Origin of the sequence: Sporosarcina sp. P37 (genome assembly GCF_002109365.1) — a bacterium.
Lineage (GTDB): Bacteria > Bacillota > Bacilli > Bacillales_A > Planococcaceae > Sporosarcina.
The window spans coordinates 425,686-449,798 of sequence record NZ_CP015349.1 but is presented as its reverse complement, the minus strand read 5'-3'; the positions used below and the strand labels follow the sequence as shown (position 1 = coordinate 449,798).

Annotated in this window: 25 protein-coding genes and 2 tRNA genes; 16 read left to right on the top strand and 11 right to left on the bottom strand. The window is 41.2% G+C overall.

Annotated features, from left to right (window positions below):
* Positions 1-90: 90 nt before the first annotated feature.
* The 4 genes from SporoP37_RS02480 to SporoP37_RS17730 form a co-directional block, all read right to left on the bottom strand.
* Complete coding sequence (locus tag SporoP37_RS02480; RefSeq protein WP_085430170.1) at positions 91-348, bottom strand: hypothetical protein; 258 nt, start codon at positions 346-348, stop codon at positions 91-93.
* On the bottom strand, positions 345-1,148 hold the full coding sequence (locus SporoP37_RS02475; protein ID WP_085430169.1) for an ExeA family protein: 804 nt from the start codon (positions 1,146-1,148) through the stop codon (positions 345-347). Before SporoP37_RS02475 ends, SporoP37_RS02480 begins: the two co-directional genes overlap by 4 nt.
* On the bottom strand, positions 1,141-2,397 hold the full coding sequence (locus SporoP37_RS02470) for a DDE-type integrase/transposase/recombinase (protein WP_085430168.1): 1,257 nt from the start codon (positions 2,395-2,397) through the stop codon (positions 1,141-1,143). The genes SporoP37_RS02475 and SporoP37_RS02470 overlap by 8 nt, the downstream gene beginning before the upstream one ends.
* 134 nt (positions 2,398-2,531) lie before the next feature.
* Positions 2,532-3,065: a DUF6431 domain-containing protein gene (locus tag SporoP37_RS17730; RefSeq protein WP_085430167.1), complete on the bottom strand. Its 534-nt coding sequence runs from the start codon at positions 3,063-3,065 to the stop codon at positions 2,532-2,534.
* A gap of 103 nt (positions 3,066-3,168) precedes the next feature.
* On the opposite strand from SporoP37_RS17730, the gene tnpC reads away from it, so the two are divergent.
* Positions 3,169-4,395, top strand: a complete 1,227-nt coding sequence (tnpC, locus tag SporoP37_RS02460) for an IS66 family transposase (RefSeq protein ID WP_085430166.1) — start codon at positions 3,169-3,171, stop codon at positions 4,393-4,395.
* A gap of 69 nt (positions 4,396-4,464) precedes the next feature.
* Here tnpC and SporoP37_RS02455 read toward each other — a convergent pair whose 3' ends face one another.
* The 3 genes from SporoP37_RS02455 to SporoP37_RS02440 form a co-directional block, all read right to left on the bottom strand.
* Positions 4,465-4,773 carry a hypothetical protein gene (locus SporoP37_RS02455; RefSeq protein WP_085430165.1) on the bottom strand — a complete coding sequence of 103 codons (309 nt, stop codon included), beginning with the start codon at positions 4,771-4,773 and terminating at the stop codon, positions 4,465-4,467.
* Positions 4,774-5,538: 765 nt separating this feature from the next.
* Entirely contained in the window at positions 5,539-6,093 is a 555-nt protein-coding gene (locus SporoP37_RS02445; protein ID WP_085430163.1) for a tyrosine-type recombinase/integrase, read from the bottom strand.
* A gap of 785 nt (positions 6,094-6,878) precedes the next feature.
* On the bottom strand, positions 6,879-7,598 hold the full coding sequence (locus SporoP37_RS02440; RefSeq protein ID WP_085430162.1) for a hypothetical protein: 720 nt from the start codon (positions 7,596-7,598) through the stop codon (positions 6,879-6,881).
* 456 nt (positions 7,599-8,054) lie between these two features.
* On the opposite strand from SporoP37_RS02440, the gene SporoP37_RS02435 reads away from it, so the two are divergent.
* The 6 genes from SporoP37_RS02435 (at position 8,055) to SporoP37_RS02410 (ending at position 10,815) form a co-directional block, all read left to right on the top strand.
* Positions 8,055-8,282: a helix-turn-helix domain-containing protein gene (locus SporoP37_RS02435; protein WP_085430161.1), complete on the top strand. Its 228-nt coding sequence runs from the start codon at positions 8,055-8,057 to the stop codon at positions 8,280-8,282.
* A gap of 44 nt (positions 8,283-8,326) precedes the next feature.
* Positions 8,327-8,749: a hypothetical protein gene (locus SporoP37_RS02430; RefSeq protein WP_157118609.1), complete on the top strand. Its 423-nt coding sequence runs from the start codon at positions 8,327-8,329 to the stop codon at positions 8,747-8,749.
* Positions 8,750-9,223 carry a phBC6A51 family helix-turn-helix protein gene (locus SporoP37_RS02425; RefSeq protein ID WP_085430159.1) on the top strand — a complete coding sequence of 158 codons (474 nt, stop codon included), beginning with the start codon at positions 8,750-8,752 and terminating at the stop codon, positions 9,221-9,223.
* Between the two features lie 6 nt (positions 9,224-9,229).
* Positions 9,230-9,466 carry a hypothetical protein gene (locus tag SporoP37_RS02420; RefSeq protein ID WP_085430158.1) on the top strand — a complete coding sequence of 79 codons (237 nt, stop codon included), beginning with the start codon at positions 9,230-9,232 and terminating at the stop codon, positions 9,464-9,466.
* The gene (locus SporoP37_RS02415; RefSeq protein WP_085430157.1) at positions 9,466-10,110 is read left to right on the top strand and encodes a hypothetical protein; all 645 of its coding nucleotides are present in this window, start codon (positions 9,466-9,468) and stop codon (positions 10,108-10,110) included. Before SporoP37_RS02420 ends, SporoP37_RS02415 begins: the two co-directional genes overlap by 1 nt.
* 72 nt (positions 10,111-10,182) lie before the next feature.
* Entirely contained in the window at positions 10,183-10,815 is a 633-nt protein-coding gene (locus tag SporoP37_RS02410) for a hypothetical protein (RefSeq protein WP_085430156.1), read from the top strand.
* A 904-nt stretch (positions 10,816-11,719) separates the two neighbouring features.
* Here SporoP37_RS02410 and SporoP37_RS02405 read toward each other — a convergent pair.
* On the bottom strand, positions 11,720-12,385 hold the full coding sequence (locus tag SporoP37_RS02405) for a hypothetical protein (RefSeq protein WP_081242163.1): 666 nt from the start codon (positions 12,383-12,385) through the stop codon (positions 11,720-11,722).
* 911 nt (positions 12,386-13,296) lie between these two features.
* Between SporoP37_RS02405 and SporoP37_RS02395 the strand changes: the two genes are divergently transcribed.
* The 3 genes from SporoP37_RS02395 (at position 13,297) to SporoP37_RS02385 (ending at position 16,327) form a co-directional block, all read left to right on the top strand.
* A complete protein-coding gene (locus tag SporoP37_RS02395) occupies positions 13,297-13,740 on the top strand; it encodes a hypothetical protein (protein ID WP_081242160.1) in 444 nt (147 codons plus the stop codon).
* Between the two features lie 351 nt (positions 13,741-14,091).
* Positions 14,092-14,165 (top strand) — tRNA-Arg (locus tag SporoP37_RS02390).
* Positions 14,166-14,374: 209 nt separating this feature from the next.
* On the top strand, positions 14,375-16,327 hold the full coding sequence (locus tag SporoP37_RS02385; RefSeq protein WP_085430154.1) for a hypothetical protein: 1,953 nt from the start codon (positions 14,375-14,377) through the stop codon (positions 16,325-16,327).
* 155 nt (positions 16,328-16,482) lie between these two features.
* Here SporoP37_RS02385 and SporoP37_RS02380 read toward each other — a convergent pair whose 3' ends face one another.
* On the bottom strand, positions 16,483-17,322 hold the full coding sequence (locus SporoP37_RS02380) for a hypothetical protein (RefSeq protein ID WP_085430153.1): 840 nt from the start codon (positions 17,320-17,322) through the stop codon (positions 16,483-16,485).
* Positions 17,323-17,486: 164 nt separating this feature from the next.
* On the opposite strand from SporoP37_RS02380, the gene SporoP37_RS02375 reads away from it, so the two are divergent.
* From SporoP37_RS02375 to SporoP37_RS02360, 4 genes are all read left to right on the top strand, one after another.
* Positions 17,487-17,915, top strand: coding sequence for a MarR family winged helix-turn-helix transcriptional regulator (locus SporoP37_RS02375; protein WP_085430152.1), 429 nt, complete (start codon positions 17,487-17,489; stop codon positions 17,913-17,915).
* Positions 17,915-18,874 (top strand): ring-cleaving dioxygenase, encoded by a 960-nt coding sequence (locus SporoP37_RS02370; RefSeq protein WP_085430151.1) that lies wholly within the window; start codon positions 17,915-17,917, stop codon positions 18,872-18,874. The genes SporoP37_RS02375 and SporoP37_RS02370 overlap by 1 nt, the downstream gene beginning before the upstream one ends.
* A 105-nt stretch (positions 18,875-18,979) precedes the next feature.
* Positions 18,980-19,378 carry an SET domain-containing protein gene (locus SporoP37_RS02365; protein ID WP_081244720.1) on the top strand — a complete coding sequence of 133 codons (399 nt, stop codon included), beginning with the start codon at positions 18,980-18,982 and terminating at the stop codon, positions 19,376-19,378.
* A gap of 60 nt (positions 19,379-19,438) precedes the next feature.
* Positions 19,439-19,512, top strand: a tRNA-Arg gene (locus SporoP37_RS02360).
* Between the two features lie 320 nt (positions 19,513-19,832).
* On the opposite strand, the gene SporoP37_RS02355 is transcribed toward SporoP37_RS02360, so the two are convergent.
* Together SporoP37_RS02355 and SporoP37_RS02350 are read right to left on the bottom strand one after the other, a co-directional pair.
* Positions 19,833-20,978: an LCP family protein gene (locus tag SporoP37_RS02355; RefSeq protein WP_085430150.1), complete on the bottom strand. Its 1,146-nt coding sequence runs from the start codon at positions 20,976-20,978 to the stop codon at positions 19,833-19,835.
* Between the two features lie 27 nt (positions 20,979-21,005).
* A complete protein-coding gene (locus tag SporoP37_RS02350) occupies positions 21,006-21,641 on the bottom strand; it encodes a DUF1232 domain-containing protein (RefSeq protein WP_081242154.1) in 636 nt (211 codons plus the stop codon).
* A gap of 484 nt (positions 21,642-22,125) precedes the next feature.
* Here SporoP37_RS02350 and SporoP37_RS02345 point away from each other — a divergent pair, with 484 nt between their 5' ends.
* Both SporoP37_RS02345 and dctP read left to right on the top strand, forming a co-directional pair.
* Positions 22,126-22,752, top strand: coding sequence for an HD domain-containing protein (locus SporoP37_RS02345; protein ID WP_081244719.1), 627 nt, complete (start codon positions 22,126-22,128; stop codon positions 22,750-22,752).
* A 271-nt stretch (positions 22,753-23,023) separates the two neighbouring features.
* On the top strand, positions 23,024-24,109 hold the full coding sequence (gene dctP, locus SporoP37_RS02340; protein WP_081242153.1) for a TRAP transporter substrate-binding protein DctP: 1,086 nt from the start codon (positions 23,024-23,026) through the stop codon (positions 24,107-24,109).
* The last annotated feature ends 4 nt before the right edge of the window (positions 24,110-24,113 follow it).

Sequence of the window (24,113 nt, the reverse complement as noted above, 5' to 3'; positions counted from 1 at the left end):
AAGAGAAACTTTTTCATAGTTTTTCACATTGATTGGCAATATGCAAAAAACTTTTCATGATAATCCAGCAGACTCCTTAAAAAAAGCCCCTCAAAAAGGGGCCTCAGTGACGGATACATAATCGCATGCTTGCACACGAACTTTATAGATTTGTTCTTCACGAAGATGAAATTCCACACCAAGGAGGGCGATAATCCACTCCGCGTCTTTCATGAGCACAGCTGGAAGATACTGTTGGTCGATCTTCAGGTCGAGGTGGCAACCTGGGAACACCCAATAACACGTGTGACCGACCCAAATATTCCATTCTTCGCTCTCTTGGTGAAACAATAAAATACCTCGTTTCATGAAAACCCACCATCCTCAATGGCCAGCCGTACCTCTTCCTCCGTAATCTGTTCCTTTTGTAATCGCGATCCGAACAATAAGCTGTTAATGGTCAACGTATTGATAGCTCTAGGCCATCCCTGAGAATGTAAAGCGATGGCTTCTAACGCGTTCTCATTAAAAATGGGCAGGTGGGCACCCGCTGCCGTCAAGTGGTGATGGATGTACTGCTTGACCTCTTCCTTCGGAAGGGAATGAATCTCATATTTCATGATGAGCCGCTGAGAGAGCGGACGATTATGCTGTAATTGTAATCGGGTTTTCAAGTGCGGTAACCCGGCCAAAACCAAGATGAACGGCGTTTGTGAATCCATCTGAAAATTAAATAAGAGGGCAATATCTTGCAGAAACGCGTCCTTGGCCATATGCATTTCATCCAGAATAAAGACCGGCGTGACTTTTCGTTCGTGCGCCATCCGCTCAATCCCTTGCTGGATTTGCCGAAAGAGATCCACTTTCCGAAACTTCGGTTCCTCACCCAGCCCGTAGACGAGTCCGCGGTAAAAATCCATCACTCCGCCTGTTGATAAAGGAAAATAGACGACATGATACAGAGAAGGATTCAGTGATTCCTTGAAAGACCGTAAGGTAAACGTTTTCCCTACCCCTGGCTCCCCAATAATCAGTCCCATGCCTTTGGTCTTTTGTAAATACTGAAGGGCGCCTAGCGCTCCTTGATAATCAGAAGAGGGAAAGGCTTCGGTAGATGTCAGATCTTTAGAGAAAGGCACACGTGCCAATGAATAGAAGGATTTATACATGACGTGTATCCTCCTTCTCCTCTAGAGTCGGTTGAAAAGGAGATCGTGACCGCTTCACATGCGCATTATCATGAAGATGGACGGGTATCGCTTCGCCTACTCGCTGGTCCTCTTCATAAATATAGACACCCTTGCCATCCAACCGCAGATCAATCGACTGCCCAATGAAACGCTGTGGAACTTCATAGAGCTTCTTATCCAGCGTAATGGTACTATCCACTTTTACTTTTCGTTGCTCCCGTTTCATAAACACAGGATCCAATATCTCAGGGTCTTCCAAAAACACGACCTGATCGAGTTGCGATTGAAAAACTTCATGCGGTGTACGACCATCCAATGAAGCATGGACACGACGATGGTAATCCGTTTCCAACCAGTGCCAAAAGCGGATGTTCAGTTCGTCCACTGTCTCTACAGGGTCAGACTGTAAAAGAGGATAGAACCGAGTCTGCACCGTCTTGAAAAACCGTTCAATTTTCCCCTTGCTTTGAGGATCGTATGGCTGCGTATGAGCGAGAGTGATTCCAAGTTGTGCACAGGCATACTGGAGGGTCTCCGATCGATAGATCTTTCCATTATCCGCATAGATAATGGCAGGTTTACCACGCCGAATCAACGCTTCCTTTGTAACGACACGTAGCCCGTCAAACTTCTCCGAGGTGAAAAACTGCCCGTAGGGCACCAGCCTGGAACAGTCGTCTATATAGGCAATCAGAAACGTCTTCCTGCTTTTTCCTTGGGCGGAAAGATAGGGACCATGCGATAAATCAGCTTGCCATAATACATTGACTTGATCGTGCGCAAATCGCTTTCTTTCTTTCATAGAGACACGATGTTTCCCTGTCAAGTTGTGTTTTTTCACTAATCGGTTTATAGTGGAATAAGAAACTTCATTTTTGTTGATCTCTCCCTGTTCAATCAGTTGTTCGTAGAAGACGCTGACTGGCATATGGAGAGATTTTTTTCGCTTTTCCAGTAGATGATCTTGTTCGTCTGCTGAAAGTCTGCGTGAGATCCCTCTGTCTGCACGCTTTTTGGGTTTCAATGCGTCAAAGCCATCCCTCCGGTAGTGGCGCAGCCATTCCTGTACGGTCTTTGCGGCAATTCTCCGTTCTCCATAGTAGGGAATGGTATGTACTTTCTCTTCAATTCTTTGCAGATAACTCTTTGCTTCCACCTGCTGGTTGACAAGCGGGGCAATCAGCCCATAGCGAAACAAGGCCACTTCATCTCGTGTTTTTTCGTTCATGGAATCTTCCTCCTTTTAGTAGAAGGACGACCGGTCATCCATGAATACTATTCTACTTTCACCTGCATTTCATGGCTATGAAAAGGTTATGTGGTATCTAGAATATGTAGATTTCCGTCGAATTTGTGGTAGAATTAATTTGCCATAAAATATCTTGATAAGTGACCCTGGCTCCTTCGCAAGAAGGAGGATTCGCCAAAATCGAGGATCCTTTTCATGTATTTTGTGGCCTCTTTTCTTTTATCGTTTGAAAGCCCCCGGACTTCCCCTTGCTCGACAAAATAGCTATGCACCCACTTGACCTGTCGAAGATATCGATTCAGATGAAAGCGGAGTAGTTGGCGACCCTCACTTTTTATCTTCTTTTCTAGAATTTCTACTACTCGCAAAAGTACTGCCCGCAGGGTGTATTGAAAATAGGGAATCAGGAAGTCGGGTAAGACGGAGATGGTCATCCTGCACCGTTGACACCTGAGACGGCAGATCGGAATTCGTCTCACTACGTGCTTCTCTGTGACTCCATTACGCCAATAAAAACCGTGGCGATGTAGATTTCCAGGCGCATGACATTGGCAGTTAGGACAATGTGTAAATAAGGGAAATTCATTGAGCAATCCCCGCTCTTCATACTCTTTCAATCCAATTCCAAAATTATACAAAACAATCATAAAAAAACCCCCTCCTATCTAATATGCAAAAAATTTAGCACATTATCTCGGAAGAGTATAGAGGGGATGCCGAAAGAATTTGAAAAGAAACGTATCTTTATGAATGAATTATAGTGCTCGGTTACAGGAATGCAACTGCTGCCTGCATCCATTGACAGAGATGGGTGAGGGTCAAGTCGTTCGGGAAGAGGCAGAATTCATCCCAGCTAGCCTGAAACGTATTCAGCACGTAGAACATACCTACGAATGTACACACTGCAAGACAGATTCGAACACTTCCTCCATGATTGTCAGAGGAAAGGCCCCGCAGCCCGCCATTCAAAGAAGCGTCGCTGGACCGAGTGTCTTGGCCCACGTCATTTACCAGAAGTTCATGCAATATCTTCCCCTTTACCGACAGGTAAAGGAATGGGCACGTCATGGGCTCAAAGCTAATGACAAAAATTTGTCTAACTGGGTCATCCGTGCAACCGAAGACTGGTTAGCTCCTCTCTACGAGCGAATGAAAGAACTGTTGACTTGTCGGAACGTCCTGCATGTGGATGAAACCTCAGCTCAGGTACTCTTTCGCACAGACGGTAAACCGGCTCAAAGCAAGGCTTATAATTGGGTGTGCAAAACGATTCCTTGCCAAGGTCCTGTCATGGTGCTGTTCCATAGTTCCCTGTCGCGTTCTCGTGCCGTTTTGGAATCTTTCATCCAAGGATTTCGGGGAACCGTCATTTGTGACGGATATTCTGCTTACGGTAATCTGCCGGATATACAATTCGCCAACTGTTGGGCGCACGTCCGTAGGTATTGGCTGAAAGCCAACTCCAAGAATGGACAAATCGGCGTGGATTTCTGTAACCAACTATATGCGTTAGAACGAGAGTTTCGCCAACTACGGCCAGGGAAACGCCGACGGATGCGGAAAAAGTATTCCAAGCCGATCGTGAAAAAATTCTTCGCATGGATAGAAGAGAGTCCTTTTTACGGAACGAATGCGCTGGCAACAGCCGCAGACTATACGTTGAAGCGGAAAAAAGAGCTTCAGCTATTCTTAACAGATGGTCGTCTGGAAATCGATAACAATCCGGCAGAAAACGCTATCCGTCCGAACGTGATCGGTCGAAAAAATTGGCTATTCTCTGTCAGCGAAGCGGGCGCGAAAGCGAACGCCATCTGTCTCAGCCTAGCAGAGACCGCCAAATTACATGGGATTGATTTCTATATGTATTTGAAAAAGGTCTTTTCGGAACTTCCGAATCTGGAATTCGGCCAGAATCCTTCACGACTGGATGACTATCTGCCGTGGTCGCCACAAATCCAACTGGAATGTAAAAAATAACAGCCCGCTGCTTCAAAAACAGGAAGCAATCGGGCTATTTGTGATGACGTACCAAATAGGTACGTTTTTTTATATTACGGGCTTACTTTCTTCACCAGCATTCCGAAAAAGGGCGTGGGTGGAAACTATATCCCGTTCTTCAATAATCAATTTCTTCAGGTTGTCAAGTTTTCCCTTTCCTTTATGCGTGGGTTCAACAAAGTTTCTGCTGGTCACCGATTCTTTCACCCGTTTAACTTCAGATAGGAACGGTGTGATGTAAATGAAATTCTTTTCACTGTCAGATTCATTCATATATTGAATTGACCATGATGTTTTACCGCTACCCATTATGGAATCTACTACATTAATATTTGAGTTGTTTGGATTAATCTGCATTGTGTATTTCCCCTTTGGATTAAAAAGTATCTTTAACCCATCAACAAGGAATCACACTGAAACAGACCGTTATTGTTGCTTCGCAAGTGGAAGAAAAGCACTTCCACACATAAGAGAAAAAGATTGATTGATATTCTGAAAGGTGGATTGTTCAGAGTTCCTTTTTCAGATTCTTTGTTGGTTTTTCTTTTGAATGCTTGGAGTGAGGTACGAACGACAAGGCGTAAGCAAGCTTTTGACCTTTTCTTTGTTACGCTATTTCAACCGGTTTTTAATATACTTCTTTTAAGGGAAATTGCTACAAACGTTGACTTGACGGGCTTTAAAAAGTAAATAAGCTGTTTTGAAACGGTTATGTACTTTGTGATGATGCTGGAACTGAATTCAAATACTTTAACGTGTACCACTGTAAACGCCCGTATACACACGTATTACAAGGATAGGGATGTAAATTATTTATACAAGTACGGTCTGAACCTGGTTAAAAAGTTGTTGCGACCTATATATGTGTCTGGATTGTGAACAATAGTCTGAGAATTACTGGTGGGGAATGGTGCTGAAAAGTACATGGAATGAAGCCTGTGCATCGAAACGAAAATGCTTCACGGAACGTTTCGCAGGCAATCATTAAACTGTTTCCCTTGTCCCGGCTGGCTTTCTAACTGTTCAGGTTGTAACTTATTATGGGAAAACAAACAGAACGCAATAAGGGGGCTTGTGTGCAGACCTGAACATAAAGAAAGAGAACAGGCAAAGCCCATTCCCTTACAGATTTAGTGCAATTATGCTTTCCCGTTCTTCTTCTTCAGTAATTCCAATGTATCGCAATGTTATTTGACTGCTGGAGTGATTCAAGATTCCCTGAAGCATGGCAATGTTCCCGTGTTGTTTATAGTGCCAAAATCCAAACGTTTTTCTCATTGTGTGCGTTCCCATGGAATCTATATCTACCATTTCACCAGCCTTTACAAGCTGTCTGTATGCTTGTGTGGGGCTTATAGGCTTCGTCCCTTGTCTACTTGGAAACATCCATTCAGAAGGATTGTCTGCAATGTAGGACTGTATTTCATCATAGATAGAATCAAGGTGAATAGTACGGGGCTTTTTAGTCTTCTTTTCCTGAATCTTAATTGATTTTTTCCCCTTCAGGTCTTCAGTCTTCAGTTTCAGAAGGTCACTGATACGTAACCCCGAATTAATTCCAATGATGAACATTATGTAATCACGTTCCCCACACCATTTACGCAAAGACCATTTCATGTCTGCAATGGCTTCCCTTGTCTTTAATGGCTGAACATCTTCAATATGTGTTGTTGTCATTTCAGTTCCCCTATCAATTCAATAAAATCAATGTTTTGAGTGTACGGTTTTTTAACCTAAAATAAGAATACATCCATCTTTACAGGAAATCAATAGAATCAGCGAAATGAGTGTACGGTTTTATCAAAACCATACACTGAACTTCTAACGGGTGGGGTGTTCTGAAATAGGGGCATCTAAAAAAAGGGATAGGTCTTTTAATAGGGGTATCATTTTTAAGGGAGGTACTTATAAAGGTGGGGCTATTTGAAAGGGGGGTATCACTTTTAACAGGTACGTTCTTTTATGGGGGAAGGCGTTTATTCAGGGCTATTTTTTAAAGGCAGGGGGGTTAAAAAGGGGGTACTTTATGCCACCATACAGGATGTTGAACGAGTGAATGAATCATTACATAGGCACGTATTCAATGGCAAGCAGGGGCTTCAGGACTAACGCTGGTGACGGTTAAAGCACGGCTGAATATTAAGGTTACCATCCCACCCAACAGCTTTTAAAGGCAGTTTGAAGCGTTGTATAAAGTTCTGATGATATTGATGATAGACAGAAGAAAGATTGATATAAGAAAAGAAAGTTTGTTCACGATGATGGTGAATGAAGCTGAAGCTGAAGATTAATATTCAAGAAAGTTGATGAAAGCCTGAACCCCACCCCAACGGGGGACGGGGCTGTCAAGCCGTGGGAGTTAGCGTTTTATAAATACAAGCACAAATTTTGACCTTCCAGCTTTCCTTGCACCCGTTCACCTACCTAACAACATCAAAGGGTACAGCCAACATTAGAAATAGTTATATTTCAATAAAAAACAATTCCATACCGTCTTCAAAGTAACAGCAAAATAACAATTCTTCTAATAGGTTATCATCGTCTTTATACGAAAAGTGATTAAGTTCATCTATTCCTAATGTGATATCATTTTGCGAACCAGTAACAACAACTTCATAGACCTCGTTATTACTAAGGACACGACGACTAACATTAATATCATTCACTTCGCCGAGAATTACTTCCGTCGAAATTGAATTACACCCAATATTGACTTTGACGTTTTTACCTTGTATTTTCTTCAATGCCTCCAATAACAGCCCAATCATTCCTTCGTCACTTTCTTCACTAACATTTTTACCTTCAAGCACCTTACTATCAATTTCGTCACCTTCATCATACACGTCAACATAAATAACCGTTCCATTCTCGAATCTAATACTAAACTTATCAATTTCTGCGTCACCTTCGTAAAGTGATTCTTCTTTAAATGTTGTGTTTTTCGATATTAAAAATGATGAATAGGATGTCAAGTCTCCGATTTCTTCATATTCGTCTTGAACGTCAATTCTATATTGTGTTTTACTCAATTCTGTTTCTTTAAATTCTTCGAATGTTACTTTTGCATTCATTATGTAATTTGCCAAAGCAATATGAACTTGACTGGTATCTATAGAAAATTGCATCGTGCAACCTTCGTGTTCTTTTAATCTTTCGATTATATTCTTTTGGTCTTTATTCAACTCTAGCACCCTCCAAAGATTTTTCTTCCAAAATTGAACATAATTTTTAATTTTTTTCTTGTAGTTCCTCCAACCTTTTAAAAATAATCATATGGTTTCATTGTTGCTGGTTAGGTAGGCATAACCAATCAGCCGACAACTTCCCAACTAAAATTAATATACTTCTTCATTCAGCGAAAACCCTTTAAATATTGGAATTAAAAAATATTTTCATATTTTTGTCTTACAATCTGCCCCGTGGTTGACCCTATATATAGACGGAACATGGCATGACCGTTTAGTTAAGCCTTTGGGTGGGCTGCTTTTTTAATTCTACCACTGTATATTGACTGGCATCTAAACCGTGGAAAACGAGTGCATATGTATGATTGAAATAGCTTGGGACGTGATTCTTTCACGTCCCTTTTTCTTTGTAATTTAGTTGTATTTTAAAACCAAACAAAGCGGGGTGAAAAAATGAGTCTAATGCTAATTAGAATAGCACGGCACTTCAGCGGTCTGTCACAGAAAGAACTGGCTGAACTAATTGGGCAAAGTCAAAACGCCGTATCACGCTATGAACTCGGCACTCTTTCCGTATCACCTAAAACAGAACGGAAATTGAAGCAGGCGTTTGAATCTGCGGGAATCGGACAGGACGAACTTGACTTTTTACAAGGCGTAATTGCTTCAAACAAGAAATAAAATCAAAGGGGCTGGCTGGTATGTGCATTGCAGAACTAACTTCAGTGAAAAATGATATTCAATATATCCAAACCGTGATACAAAACAGACAGATGAAAGACAAGAAAGAAAAGCTTCTTAATCTGCTGGCTGAAATGCTGGTGACAGTCAAGGAAAGCACCTACCATTACAAAGTCGAATACTTGGACTTGCAGGGGCATCTGCTAACGGCACGACACCAAATGATGAAATATAAAGCCCGTTTGTTGGCGGATATTGAAGATATGCATGTACTCATTTCTGCAAATGGTGCAAAGAACGCTGAAACGCAATGTGTAACAATCACTAACCAGCTTCTTCAGACGGACTTATACAGAAATAACATCCTTAAAAATTTTAAAAAGTTCCATCCGATTAAAAAAGGCAGATTCGCAAATAAGGAAATCGAAACAGCCTTAATCAGTGTCAAGAAAGTGGGGAAACGATGAATGAACAATGAAAACAAAGCGGAAGCACTCATAAATGCTATTACAGTGCCTTCCCATCTATCAGATAAAGCCGTTTCACTGGCGAAGCAATTTGTGAAATCAAGAATGATGGACGGGTTCACCATTGCTGAATTCTGCAAGTCAAATGGAATCAGTACAAAAACATGGTATGGCTTTATGGAAGATGAACATTTTCAGGACTATCTGCAACAAATTCAGGATGCAGTCATTCCCACGGATGAACGGGAAGCATATGAAAAAATCAAAAAGAAGATTATGCAGATTGCAGATAAACAGAATCCAAGTGTGAAAGAGATTGAACTTTTCACTGATACTTTTGCCTATGTGGTAGAAGCTGATAAACGTGAACGCATGGATGCTTTAGGACTTACTGAAGAAGCAGTAAAGGCATCTTCTTTCAGGACTATCGAAGAAAAGAAAGCATCTTTATTATCAAGATTAAAGGGGGACTGATACGAAATGAATGCAATTCAAAATATTTTACAAGGTGTTCAGGAAATGGCACGTGCAAGGGAACTGGCTGAACAGAAAGCCGATGCAATCAATGAACAGGAAAAGCTGGCACAACAAGCAGGGACAACACCTGAAGAAGTACAGGCAATGTCACCTGAACAAGCAACGGAAGCAATTAATAAACTGTCTGCAATCGTTATGGACTTGACGAAAAGACTTGATGGAAAAGGGGAATCTTTATAATGGCGAAAAAAACAGCAGTACAACAAATGGAATCACTGTTTCAACAAACTGAATCTATCAGAGAACAATTTACAGTAGCACTTGAAAATGCTGAAAATGAAGTCGCTGAACTCATTGAAGCTATTGAAGAAGGTGAAAAGCATCTTCAGGATATTTACAAAAACTATGTCCTGAATATTGTTTCACTTGATGCTTACCAATCTGAAAAGAAATTACTTGACGATAAAAAAGCCATCCTTCATGTAGCTGAAAAGAAAGTCGCTGATATTGATGAACTGATGAAAGGCGAACTTTCTGAAGTTTACAGTGAAGCCTATTCTCTTTTAATCGGTGATTTCAGCAAAGAAGAACGCCAAATTGTTGCCGATAGAAAGAAAGCAATGCTGAAGGCAAAGCATGACTATTTGAAGGCAGTCCGTTCAATCGGTGAAGAAGTTATTTCCGTGCAAAATAATCGGGTTTGGATGAGTGTCCTTGAGGTTGAACTTGGACTGAAATCCTATAACTATACAAGTGCGGTCAAACCTGAACAATTCCTATCAAATAGCTATGACAGTACAGTAGGTGCGGAAATTAGCGTGGACGAGTTCAACGGGGCATATGCTGGTAAGTTTGATTATAAATTACTGAATGAAATCGAATAAGCAAACAATAAGCGGCTGGTATCTTCACGGGTATCAGCCATCTTTTTTTATTCAAAATAAGGGGTGGAACATATGAAGCAGCGACTAAAAAATTTGATTAGTAAACTATTCAACCGTGGGGAAATAACTGAAGCCGTACCAGCTAAAAAGATGAATATTAACATTCAAAAAATGAATGATTTGCGGGCTGAATTGTCGGCTATCGAATCGGGATTTAATCGTACTATTGCAGACAAAGAACGGGAATATGACACGGCATCTATTGCCTACCATGAAGCGTATGACGGTTATTCTGAACTGTTTCAGCGTTATAAGCTGGGACTGGTGAAGGAAGCGAAAATAATCGCAGAGAAAGCAAACCTGAAGCCTTTGGAAGATGCAGTTTCAGAAATCGGCTATGAACTGGATACTATCAGGGGATACAAACGGGATGAATCCCTTTCCCTACTGAATCAGATGCACGACTTGCAAGATGAATATTTGAAGGCAAAAGCTGATGAAATGAATGCAGTTGCTTCAGAAATGAAACGGATGAAACTGGTGTACAATCAGAAGCTTTCTGCATACGGTGCTGGTTGTTCAGAAGTCTTCGACATAGAACGGGATATGATGCACCAGCTTCAGCTACACGGCTTGAATAACAGGCTGGCAATAGGTGACAAGTTCACTGCAATGATGCAGAACGTTCCTGAACAGTTTAATTAGCGTTGAAAAGTAATGTATAAGGTAATTTTATCTACATTATATCTTGTGGTATTTATTAGAGTTATATATACTATAATTAACACGGTCGAAGTTCGAGAACTGTATTATTGAATTGTCTTAAAAGATAACGTTTATTAACATAAAATTTTAGTCGGTCGGGGGTTCGAATCCCTCCTGGGACGTAAATGAATTACGGTCCAATTCTTTATATGAAAAGGTTTGGAACAAATTAGGGATTCGGTCAGGGCTTCGGTCACTGATGAAGAATCCCTTTTTTGTATACGAGATAAACAGGATTATTTGATATGGATTTCACACTGTCATGTAAAGAGCTTACCGCCTATGGTAAAGGGGAGAAGGCACTTGCCGCTCACTATAAGCTCTTATCGGGAGCTTTAGGAACTATTATCAGCCAAATGACTATCGCCTCGTACGATGCGGGATTACGATAGGCCGCTGAATAACTTTGCAAAGAGTGCAGGGACTACCATTTAGAAGAGGTTACAGTGGATTCTATCTGCTCGTGGTTAGATTTCATGCCAGAGGATGTGAAGGCGGGGCATCTTCAATTCATGTTGAGCTAATCGTACCTATTTCGAAATATAAAGGCTAATAGTTTTAAACGGATTTACTATGTACAATGACCACAGATCACTGTGCTAGTGGCTTAGACTGCATAGAAGTTGGTATTTTAGCGAAAAGAGGCGGCATCTTGAACTTACGTTGAAATAAATACAATTCCTGCTGTGAAGTATAAGACGTTCGAATCACAAATAGAAAATGTGTTGCGTTGCATTAAAAAAAGGAGTGCTGACACTATATTTTCAGCACTCCTTTTTAAAGTTGAAATGAAAGAGGACATGTAAAAGCGAAACTTTATAAATTCATACTCTTCCAGATAAGTTTATTTGCTTGTAAGTGTAAGGTTGATTTCTTGCTCTTTCAATAAATCATTTGAAAATGTTTCAGAGTCAAATGCACTCGATAGAAGAAGTTTTAATGATGTAGCGTCAGGGTCTTTTACAATAACTGCAAATTGAGTTTCTAGTTCAACTCCGCCTAACATAGCAGAGATGTCTTCGTCTTCAGTCGCAATGTCCTTTGAAAGGACATCTATCTGTTCACTGCCTAACGCCAATGTTTTAATACCGCTAAACTCAATTGACATATCTGTTTTGTTTGTTTTCTTTTCTGTTCCAATTACTGCATATACTGAATCGGGAAGCTGATCAGCACTATCGAATCCAGTCCCCCATAAGATTCCCCATTCACCGTCTTCTGTATAGTCTTCTATTTTAACCAATTTCACATCCGATAATTCATAACCTATGTTTTCATTTCCTTCCAGTACGAAAGGAGCGGCCTCCCCTAGAACAGTTACTTTACCAAATTCACCAATTTGTCCTAGCCCCTCTTGTTTATCTGCTTCTTCCTCTTTAACATTTTTATCCACCTGAGCTTGGTCAGCTTTTGATCCAGCTACTTTTGCTTTTTCTATAGAGCCACAGCCTGTTAAAATCCCTAATGATAAAACTCCTGCTGTAATACCTAGCAATGTTAATTTTTTCATGATGAATTTCCTCCTGTTGCATTCTGTTAGTATTGCCTATTTAATTGTAATGTATTTAAATAGCCAATTAAACCTACAGAATATACCAATCATACAACTATCAGGCAGTCTATATTATTACGTATTTTCGGATTGTTGACGGTTATATATTGATACAACTAATTAACGATTACTGGATATAATATTAGATAGCGGTATGAGTAATATTACCCGCATAAGGGTATCATCCCCTGAAAAGCATCTCATTTGAGATTGTTGAAAGAAAGGAAAATGTAAGGATTGAAAATTGGAGGCTACGATAGGCGGCAAGAAGTCAGAGAAAGCCGTACAACCGCTTGAATGATATCAAGAAAATACATATGTAAGACGTTGTCGATTGGCACAGGAACGTTTTATAAGTTGTTGGAGAGGAAGGATTTGAGGCAGAGCAGTAGTTTAATCAAAGGCTATGTTAAATAACTCTGTTGATATTCGAATAAAATAACAAACGTATTCTGATTGATGAAACCTATTGGTCATTAGGAACGTATCAATAGCAGTACGTTGATTTATTCAATAAACGGGACATTTAGAGGCGAAAGGGGAGAATGTTTTGATAAATATCTTCTTGGGATTAATAATTATCATGTCTATTATCTTTCTTTTACTCGGAATAAAGAGAAAGTCCAGATTAACTATATTTTTTAGTGCTATCGCTTTTATTGCTCCTTTACTTTATTTGGGCTTCAGAAATTGGATAATTTTGTTGCCATTAGTTCCCGCAATATCTTTTGTGATCTCAGATTTATTAATTAAAAAAAGGGATTCTGCACAAGGGTAGTGGACATGGCTTTAGATAGTCCATTCCGTTAACGGGTGCTTTAGCTTTAAAATGGAAACCATTTCAGATAAACGAAGCAGGTGAATCATTTATGGGCAAATTAATAGGGATTCTCTTTGGCTTGATTATATCTGCTGTTACGGCTTGGATGTTTGAGCGGATTGCGGGAATAATGTCAGGTGGAATTACATCATTTTGGGGAGAAAGCTGGTTATATATATCAGTCACAATACCTTTTGCAATTGTGTTTGGGATATTAGGTGGGTATTTTCAAAAACATCGTGAGTTATCTAATAAGAAGCTATGGCGAATAGGTATTGGAAGCGCATTTTTTATAACTTTGTATAGTGGGACAATTGGTGCGATTATAGGAGAAACGCTTATAAGAGGCAGTATGGAGACTATGAATGTAGAAGGCACATTGGTGTGGGGAACAATTTATGCTTTTGTTTTACTTCCGGTAACTGTCCCTCTTGCCCGTTTCGTAATTGATATATTCTACAAGTTCATTAAAAAAATAACACCTGTTCCTTAACCGGGGCGATTGTTGAACAATCTTCATTAACTAAGAAAGACACTAGATGAAGCAGATTAGCGAAATAGGATCTGTTGGTCCTTTTATCTCTAGTAATCCTTTATTAACAACATTGTTTAACAGAGCCTAATCAAAAAAACGTATTTTTGCCATATTGCTATTCGTTGGTAATGAATAATTGGATTTTTTATCCTTGGAGATATACCTCATTTATAATTATGCATAGTAGAAGAGGATCGGGCCCATATTTCATTATCCCCCTGAGAATTGCATTGTTTTTAGTTTACTAATTCATTTAGGATACTTGATATTTTCCAATGACCGCATCCCTAAAATCGAAGAATAGCAATTGTCTCAGTAGCTCAGCTGGATAGAGCAATGCCCTTCTAAGGCATCGGCCGGGGGTTCGAATCCCTCCTGGGACGTCATAGGATGAGGAAGAACGTTGAGAAATCTGCGTTCTTTTTTTGTATATTCAAGTAATTTTCAGGCAATCCATTCTGACAGGAATTTTCAGGTAGAGAAAAACGTCAAATCGCGATATGATAGAAAGAGCTCAAACTTTATGATGCATGCTATAAGGTTTGTTATACGTACTACTAAACGTTGTGTCAGGTGCAGAGGGGGAATAAATTTGGATATTTATCAGGAATTTTCGGCCAGGCATTTTGGAGCGTATCTTGATTCGGAGGAGTTTATGGATTATATGATGCGACAGTGGCTCCTGAAAGGGCGCCATTTGGACGTTTGTCATGTAATCGATCACCCGTCATTCACGAAAGTGATTGATGAATGCAGGGATAATGAGCGCTATTCACTATTTGTGGAGCTGTCGGATTTATATGAGAGTGAGATCACGCTGGCGAGCCAGTATAATGAAACACTACTGTCGCTTGCTTACGGTGAAGACTTTGATCCGTTCGAGCTTGATCAGGATACGAGAGCCAAAGGGGACTGGCGGTACCATCTATGGTTTTATTTCCTCAATAATGAAGGACATATCGCTGAATCCTGGCAGCTATTCAATCAAAAGATCTATCCGTTATGCGCTGCATTGCACAATACGCGTGCAGATCATATGCAGACGCTGGCAAGATATTTCAATGAACTGTGTGTATTGATGGAAAAGACGCGTGACCCGGATATTCTCGAAAGCGTCACAAAACATACGATTATGAATTTATATGATTTCTTCCTGCAGGTGGCGCATAATGATACGCTGATTGATGTTGCTGCAAAGCGCAGTTTTTGTGCGCGGCTGATCCATATGATGAAATATAAAGACATGCACCGAATCGGGCTGGAATTCTATATTACGTTTAATGAATTATTTGACCTAAATGATATTCCTACAGTTATGAGTGCAGTCAGTCTTTCGAAATCTGCTCATGACTACCAAGCAGTACATGTTCTGCACGGCGATATCCAGGCAGTAAAATACCGGATAGAGAAATACAAAGGGGATGTTGTATCCCAATTAACACAGATCTCCGAATACATAATGCGAATGAAACAAGTTATTGAGGAGGATCACGGCGGAAAAATCAATGAGGATTCTTTTATTCAGGCGGATTTCAACTTTTTCTTCCATGAATGCAAAATAGAAGAGATTTGTACAATGAATTTCTCTGAACTGCCTTTTGAAGAACAGGACGCACTGCTGAGAACCTTGCTGAACGCAATCATTTGTTTTTACAAGGCTGATAAAACATTGACTTCCGAAGACGGAAATACGAAAGAGCCCGCATTGAATTTATTGATTGGCTGGGAAAAGGGCAATGAAGGCATGAAACTGCGGAACCGGATACTATCGCTGCTTCCTGAAGAAGGCATCGAATACCGGGAAATTATGATTGCAGATGCGCTGCTGCAGCTGGATGAATGTTTGGCGGAATTCTATATGGACGATTTGTCAGCTGCTGTGGAGGCAGTACAGCGTAAATCTGAACAATATGACCAAGAGCCAGTGGACTTGAAGCAAGGTGAAACTCTGCTGGAAGAAACCTTTACGTCCCTGCTTCCCGTGAACGGACCTGTATTAACGGATGCTGAGGAAAGACGTTTTGAAAAAGCCGGATCCCGACTGAATACACTGTTGGAATCTGGAGAAGTGAGAAGGCTGTTGACCGGAGCTGAAATGAAATGGAAGAACCAGCTTCAAAATTTGCCGCAATCTGTTCAGCCGGTCAGTGAAAAGTTCACGTATATTGTTGCTGATTATGTGCAGGCAGTGGAAGAGTTCCTGATTCATATGCTGGTGAAAATGAAGGCGAAGAAAGAGAAAATGCCGTTGATGGATGTCGTAACATCAGAAGCGGTAAGAACTTCTGTTGAAATCGGCAGCGAAGAATATTATCAATTTGTCACTCTCGGGAATTTTTATCACTATCTGAGCGCAAATGGCACCAGTCTGTTAACAGCCGATGCGGATAAAACAAAGGTCAAAGAGTATCTGTCGCATTGGGCCAACAGTATACGCACTGCTTCATTCGATAAAAAAGAAGCGTTGCCTGCTGAAGTTGCGCAGGCATTGCGTAAAGAGACACTGGTTGTATTAAAGCGTTTGCTCGGAGATCTGTCCATGTAAAAAAAGAGGCTGGGACAAAACTAAAAATAAAGTCCGTTCCCCTGCGCTCCACTCAAATGCTTTGCAAAGTATTTATTAAAAAATAGACATAAAAAAAGCGTAATGGATGAATAAACTCCTTTACGCTTTTTTCATATTATGTCCCAGTCTCTTTTTTATTTTACTTCTATATAAGCATTTCGAATGGTGAGGTATTGTCCGTTTGACACAGTGATTTTTGTTTCTCCCTCGACTACGTCGCTGACCAAGAGATCCATCATATCCTGTCTGCTGTCTTTGCTGATCTCATAGAATCCAATATCGTTTTTATCGTCCGCTATGAGGTTGTATGCATCTGCAGGAATATCCGTTCCGACTTTATATTGTCCGTCAGTATAAACACCGTTTGCCGGCTGCAAGTCAGGCGCGCTGGAAACAGGGTACATTTCGCCTCCCTGCAGCTTGAAATATTCCCCTTGCTGCAGCGTTACATACGTATGGGAACGGCCATCGAGAGCTATATTAAACACAATACTTTCGGGATTTCCCGTTTGATCTTTCGTGTTTTCAAGAAGCGTGATCCCATCAGAGAAAACAATATATTCTCCCGGCTCAATATCTGTTCCGACTTGATACATACCCGGTTTAATAGGCGAAGACGGCGCAGATTCCGGCTCTTTTGCTGCAGGCGGTGTCGCCGGCTGGACCGGTGTTTTATCAGGAGCCGCCGCCGGTTTATCCTCGGCCGAAACAGATGACGGCTGTTCTGTCTGGTTTGGATTGGAGTCAGCAGGTGCAGCAGCGGGTTCTTTTCTCTCCTCTGAGTCTGTTGTTTCTTTCACAGGCTCTTGCAGTTCAATGGAGTTCTCTTCAGCAGTTCCAGCGGCGGCAGATTCACTTGGCGGCACGTCCTTTTTTGTGCTGACAGCGGGCTCTTTCATATTCACAATTGCTATGATCAGCAGCAGAAGCAAGACACCTGCTCCAGCTGCAGCCCACCATAGTTTTTTATTCATCATATAAACTACCTCGCTTTTTAATTATGCCTCCATAATACATGAAAGTGTATGGCAGAATCTACCTGCAGGCTCTCGGCTAAGCAAAGAGTTTGACTGCTCGTCAGTTCACCTGTAAACTGATAAATAGTAATAAACCACGTAATTGGAGTCAGGGGGCAAACATGGATTCACAATCGAATCGTCTAGATTTACTGTTATGGTTCCGTCTGTCGAGGATTTACAATCAAAGCATTCGCCTGTCCAATCAGCACTTGAAAAAATGGGGCTTAACCGCTGCACAGTTTGATGTTTTGGTACAGGTAGGGAGTCATACGAAAATTTCTCAGCAAGAGCTTGGTAAAAAGTTATTTGTGACAAAAGGCAATATCACTAAGCTTCTTCAAAAGATGGAACGCATGAATATAATTGAACGGGAACAAGAGTGGAAAACGAAATACTTATCACTGACTGAATCCGGCAAGGCGTTATTTCAGGAAGTAGTACCGGCACAAGAAGATTTTCAGGCCGGTCAATTTAAAAATTTGACTATAGATGAGAAAAAACAGCTTCATGCTTTGTTGAAGAAATTAAAATACGAGGAGGAGTTATGATGAAAATTAAAGGACTGCATCATATGTCGGCTATTACTGCAAATGCAAAGAAAAACTTGGACTTCTATACGAATATTTTAGGTATGCGGCTTGTTAAAAAAACAGTTAACCAAGATTCGTCTTCCATGTATCACTTGTTTTACGCAGATGAGAAAGGAAATCCGGGGACTGATGTGACGTTCTTTGAAATACCGCTTGCGGGACAAACATATAAAGGGACCAACAGTATTTCTTTAACATCACTGCGTGTGCCGACTGATCAGGCGCTAGTGTATTGGAAGTCCAGATTTGAGGAATTCCATGTATCGCATGAAGAAATCCGGGAGCAGGCAGGCCGGTCTGTTTTGCCTTTCACGGATTTTGAAGGTCAGCGGCTGCTTTTAGTTTCGGACGAACATAATGAAGGGGTGGCAGGCGGTGTGCCATGGGAGAAGAGTCCTGTCCCGCAGGAGTACGGCATCATCGGGCTGGGTCCTTCCCGTCTGACAGTAGAAAATGCAGAAGAAACGGATGAACTGCTGACGAATATTTTAGGGTTCCATAAAAAGGGCAGCTATCCTTCAGAAACGGAAGGTCAGCCGGATATCGTTATATATGAAACTGCTGAAGGCGGTACGGGTGCCGAAATACATGTGGAACATCGAACAGACCTGCCAAGAGAACGTCCGGGCAGAGGAAGTGTCCATCACATTGCCCTGCGTGTGGAAGACGAGAAAGAATTACATGCATTCATTGATAAATTGAATGAAAATGGTATTCCGAACTCCCAGTACGTGGATCGTTATTATTTCCGTTCCGTCTATTTGAAAGACCCGAACGGCCTGACGATTGAATTGGCGACAGACGGACCGGGTTTTGACACAGATGAAGAGCTGGAGTTTTTGGGAGAAAGTCTGGCATTGCCGCCATTTTTGGAGAATCGCCGCGAAGAAATTGAAAGCAGATTAAAGCCGCTGTGAAAAAGATTGATGCAGCATCGGCTATAAAATAATAAAAAAAGAGCAATTTGCTCCAAATAATGTTATACTTGCCTAGTATAATTTACAAGCGAGTAGGTGAAAGACATAATAGAAGTAAAGCTTTCTCCCATTGGTGATGGAGAAAACAACAGAGGGGTATTCGCTACCTGCGATATTAAAAAAGGGCAGCTATTGCACGCAGCTCCTGTCATTGCCTACCCAAACGAAGATCACCAGCATATTGAAAAAACCGTACTGGCAGACTATGCTTTTGAGTACGGAGTAAACCATACTGCCATCCTGCTTGGCTACGGAATGCTGTTCAATCACTCGTATGAACCGAACGCAACCTATGATATTAATTTTGATAACCACACATTTGATTTCTTTGCCTATAAAGATATTAAGGCAGGGGAAGAAATTTTGATTAACTATAACGGCGACGTTGATGATGATGAGCAATTATGGTTTAATGAAGATTATGACGGCACGGCTAATGATTAATCATTCATGGGAACACTTTGATTCACTGTCTGAATTAAAGGCGTTCCCATGTATTATCTTGTCCCAGTAGCTCAGCTGGATAGAGCAACGCCCTCCTAAGGCGTAGGTCGGGGGTTCGAATCCCTTCTGGGACGTACCTATGGCAATAAATGAAGTAGCAGAAAAGTGTTATTTACGTAAAGAAGTTATGATGATCATTTAATCCGATGACCTTCTTCGTTGTATCGGGCGATGTTATCAGATTCGCATTTCGGAGACATTTGAATAAAATTCAGTTGGCGTGCTGCTGTGACTGCCCAAAAGGATATTTCACGTTAAGGTGCAGTCTCTCTGAATAAAACGAAGCTGTCCGGAAAAATTCGGACAGCTTCGTTTTATTAGTACTATCTTAGCAATAAAGGGGGACCTGCAAGTAATGGATTTGCATGCATAGTTCAAGCTGTGCAGTCATTACTTATATTGCAGGTTCTTCATAATATCTTTCGCGGGAAAGATATCCTTCAGTGTCATATTTGTATTTTTGATTTTCATCATATTGCGGATCTTGTTCAAGGTCTTCATTGGCAGGCTGTTCTATTTTGAATTCTTCAGCCGGTTCTTCATCTTCAACAGTCGGTTCTTCGTTTTCATCTTCAACAGATAAAAATTCACGTAACGCTTGTTTGTTTTGTGCCAAATCAATCTCCAGCACAGCCCCAACATCTGTGCGCAGATCCCCGAAAGAACCTTCCACTGGAATACGCAATGATTCGAGTGCATTGTCCTTTCCTCCGGTAATCATTCCTTTACCGATTGTGAATATAGTCTTGCTGTCAATGTTTGTATCAATATACGGTTCGATGACACCCATTAGTTTCGGCAAATTGACGAGTGTCTGTATGCTCATCGCTTCGTCTTTAAGTTTCGATAACGCTTCCTGCTGGCGCTCCACCCGCCCGTAGTCGCTGTGGATATCATGGCGGAAACGCACATAGCCAAGCAATTGGTCACCGTTCAGTTTTTGCTGGCCGGGTTCCAGCGTCAAGCCCAGCCCGTGCGACATAGTATATGGAATATCCACTTCAATACCGTCGGGTGCAATGACATCTACGATTTTTGAAAAGCCTTCAAAATTCACAATTGCATAATACTGCACATCAACATCGAAATTATGCTTAATCGTTTTGCGCACCAGTTCAGGTCCGCCAAGTGAGAAGGCCGCATTGATTTTTTGCATGCCGTGATCCGGAATCTCGACGTATGTATCGCGCATGAGGGAAACTAACTTTACTTGGTTCGTGGACTGATTATAATGGCCGATCATTAATGCATCTGATCGTGAGTCGTCTTCGTCTCCTCTTGCATCATTTCCAATCAGCAACACGTTGATTTCGCCGAATTGTGCCTCGGCTCCTTCAAACTCCTCGAATGTATTGCTGCTGTCGCTGAGTTCTGTATGGATTTCATTCATCGTACTGTTATTCGCGAATGACAGACCGCTTGTATACTGTGCTGCCACATAACCTCCGCCAGCCAATAAAAGAAGCGTAAATACAAAGAATAACAGGCGTTTATATTTTCTCTTCAGTTTTTTCTTTTTCTTCTTTTCTTTCTCTCTCATTTCCAATTTTGACACCTACTCATCTGATTATGAATTCTTGGTTAGTACACTTGAAGCGATTTGCACAGCTACTGCATCGTCCAGATATCCGACTGCAAATAAATAGTCAGGAATCACATCTACAGGGACGATAAAGTACAATAATGCGCTGCCGATGACGGCAAGATCCCGTTTAGCCGCATCCCGCATCTTAAATCGGTTATACAATTCTTTTAATTGATCGACGAAAGGCCCTACACCGCCGGCAATTTTTAATTTCATTTCAAAGTCATGTAAAATTCTTTCTCTGCCTTCTTTCGTCTGAACATACGCTTTGTAACCTGCCAGCTGATCTTCCACTTTTTCAATCGAAAAATTGGCAGACAGAAGTCCTGACGTGTCGGCCAGTTGCTGAATCGTTTCATCATAAGCAGATTCACTCGTTTTTTCATTTTCTACAGGATAGCCTGCAGCCTGAAGCAGCTTGGCAAGAGGGATCTCCAATATTGTAGAAAACTTCTCTAAATGATCGAGCGTTGCTTTTCTTTTGTCATTGATGATACGGGAGATGGTCGCTGTATCAATATCGGTAAGTTCGCCTAGTTTACGCATAGACAATGAGCGTTCCTGCAATACATTCCGCAATAATTGCCCGATCGAAAGACCAAGACGTTCTTCTGACATGACACGGCTCCCCCTTTACGAAAAAAATTCTTCACTCCCAAAATAATAAAGCGTTGTTGACAAATTGTCAACAGAAATAGTCGCAGGTTTATTCCTTGCCGGAAATTGTTTGGGAATAATGATTTCTATGTTTTTTGAATCATTTCCTGCACGCTTTTTTCTGTTAACGCTTTATACTAAGTATGTGATTTAGAAAATATGACGATTTGTAAGTATTGCTTACGGCTGATATAAATTGAAAAGATCATAATGGATTAGGTGAATGCAACAGCAAAGTGTCTGTCTATTTTTAGTGGGGGCTTAAGAATTACTGCTCTCTGACAGCGTGTGTAAAATATTGTACACTACGATTACTGAGAGGAATGAGAGCTAATTTTGGCAGGTTTGTTTTCAGAATTTCGTCAGTACTGCATACAGATTGATTTTCCTGTATGTTTTCGCATATAACTAATGGAAAAGAAGGGGAAGTGATCAAATGCTGCCAATGAAAGAAATGATTGAAATGTGCAGAACAGAAGTTTCAGGAATCTACGATAAATTTGATGCAAGTCATGATCTCGATCATATTGACCGAGTAATGAAAAATGCCGAAAAGATTTTAGCGACAGAACCGGCAGCAGATGAATTGGTTGTCCGCCTGGCGGTGCTGCTGCATGACGTGGAAGATGCGAAGTATGAAGATATGCATGAAGCGACGACAGTAGAGCTGCTGACAAAAATAGGCGCAGCACAATCGGTTACAGATAAAGTTCTTTCGGCGATTGAAAGTGTATCGTTCAGCGGCGGTAATGCAAAAGACATTACATCCATAGAGGGTGCTATTGTAAGAGATGCCGACCGCCTTGATGCAATTGGTGCAGTAGGGATTGCCCGTGCATTTGCATTTGGCGGAGCGCGCGGCAGGAAGCTCTACGATCAGCAGGAAGAAGCCAGAATGGATATGTCAGAATCTGAATATCGTACAAAAGAAACGGCAACCGTGACACATTTCCATGAAAAATTATTATTGCTGAAAAATTTAATGGTAACAAAAGAAGGCACCCGGCTTGCGGAGGAACGCCATCACTTTATGGAAGAATTTTTGCAGCAGCTAAAGAACGAAATTAAATGAAGGCAGTGACTAAAAAAACAGACGGCCTTTGTGCAGAAAGCAGTCTTGGAAGTTGGAATTACACAACTTTCGGGACTGCTTTTTTGTTTTTTATTTTTTTGATATAAAGACCAAGGGATGAGTCAGTTATTTGCTTGCTTGAATAAACTTGAAATTTACGGTGAGAAAGAAAAAATTCATTGACTTTACACTCACACTGTAATTATAATAGCAATATTCGATTAACTACACGCAATAATCTGAATGTAAGCGATTCCAAAGGAGGAGTACTATGTCAAAGAAATTTATGCCGCTCGCTAGTTTACTGCTTATCATTCTACTGGTTCTGTCAGGCTGCCAGCTGAATCAGACAATCCCCGAAGGTGAACAGCGGGTGTACAAGTGGCGTATGGTCACACATCAAATACCCGGAACTGCACGTTATGACGGGACAATTCTGCCGTTCGTAAAAGCAGTAGAAGAAATGTCCGGCGGTCGGTTACTGATTGAACCTTTCGGCGCGAATATATTATTCCCGACGAATGAAACATTTGATATGGTGAAAAACGGCGTAGTGGATGTCGCAGCTGTCTACACGGGTTTTTGGACAGGAAAAGATCCAGTGTTTGCCCTAGGCGGCGGCACAATTCCCGGTGATCCTATTTCAGGTTTTGAAGAACACTTCTACCGTTCAGAAAAGCTTCAGCCAATTATGGATAAAGCCTACGAAAAACATAAAATCAAAAGTTTAGGTGCCTTCGATTATGCGCCGGAAGAAATTCTGATGTCCCAGGTGCCAATCCGCTCGATAGAAGATTTTAAAGGAAAGAACATTCGGGCAGCAGGGGTTGCGAGTCTGTTTTACGGAAAGCTGGGTGCATCCGCTATATCGTTATCTGCTCCTGAAATCTATACAGGCTTACAGCTTGGAACAGTGGAGGCCGCTGAATTTAATGATTATCTCGTAAATGGGGAAATGGGATTGGATGAAGTATCGAAATATATTACGGAACCCGCCCTGCATGTAGGGCCAAGTTCTGATAAAGAGTTAATTGCAAACCCTAAATCATGGGAAGAGCTGCCTGATGATTTAAAAGAAATTGTTCTGGTAGCAAGAGACAAAGTCCGTTATGAATCCGCAATTGCATACGGTGTGGAAAGTCAAAAAGCGAAGACAGAATGGATGAACAATCCTAAGATTGAATTCATTCAATTACCTGATGAGGATGTAGAAAAGATGCGTGAAAAAGGCTTCGAATTATTGAACGATTATAAAGAAAAAAGTGAAGCCAGTAAAGAGTACGTGGAGCAATATGCTGACCTGCTTGCGGAACTCGGTTACACCGAGCAAGCTAAAAAAATAGGCTATAAAGAATAGGCGG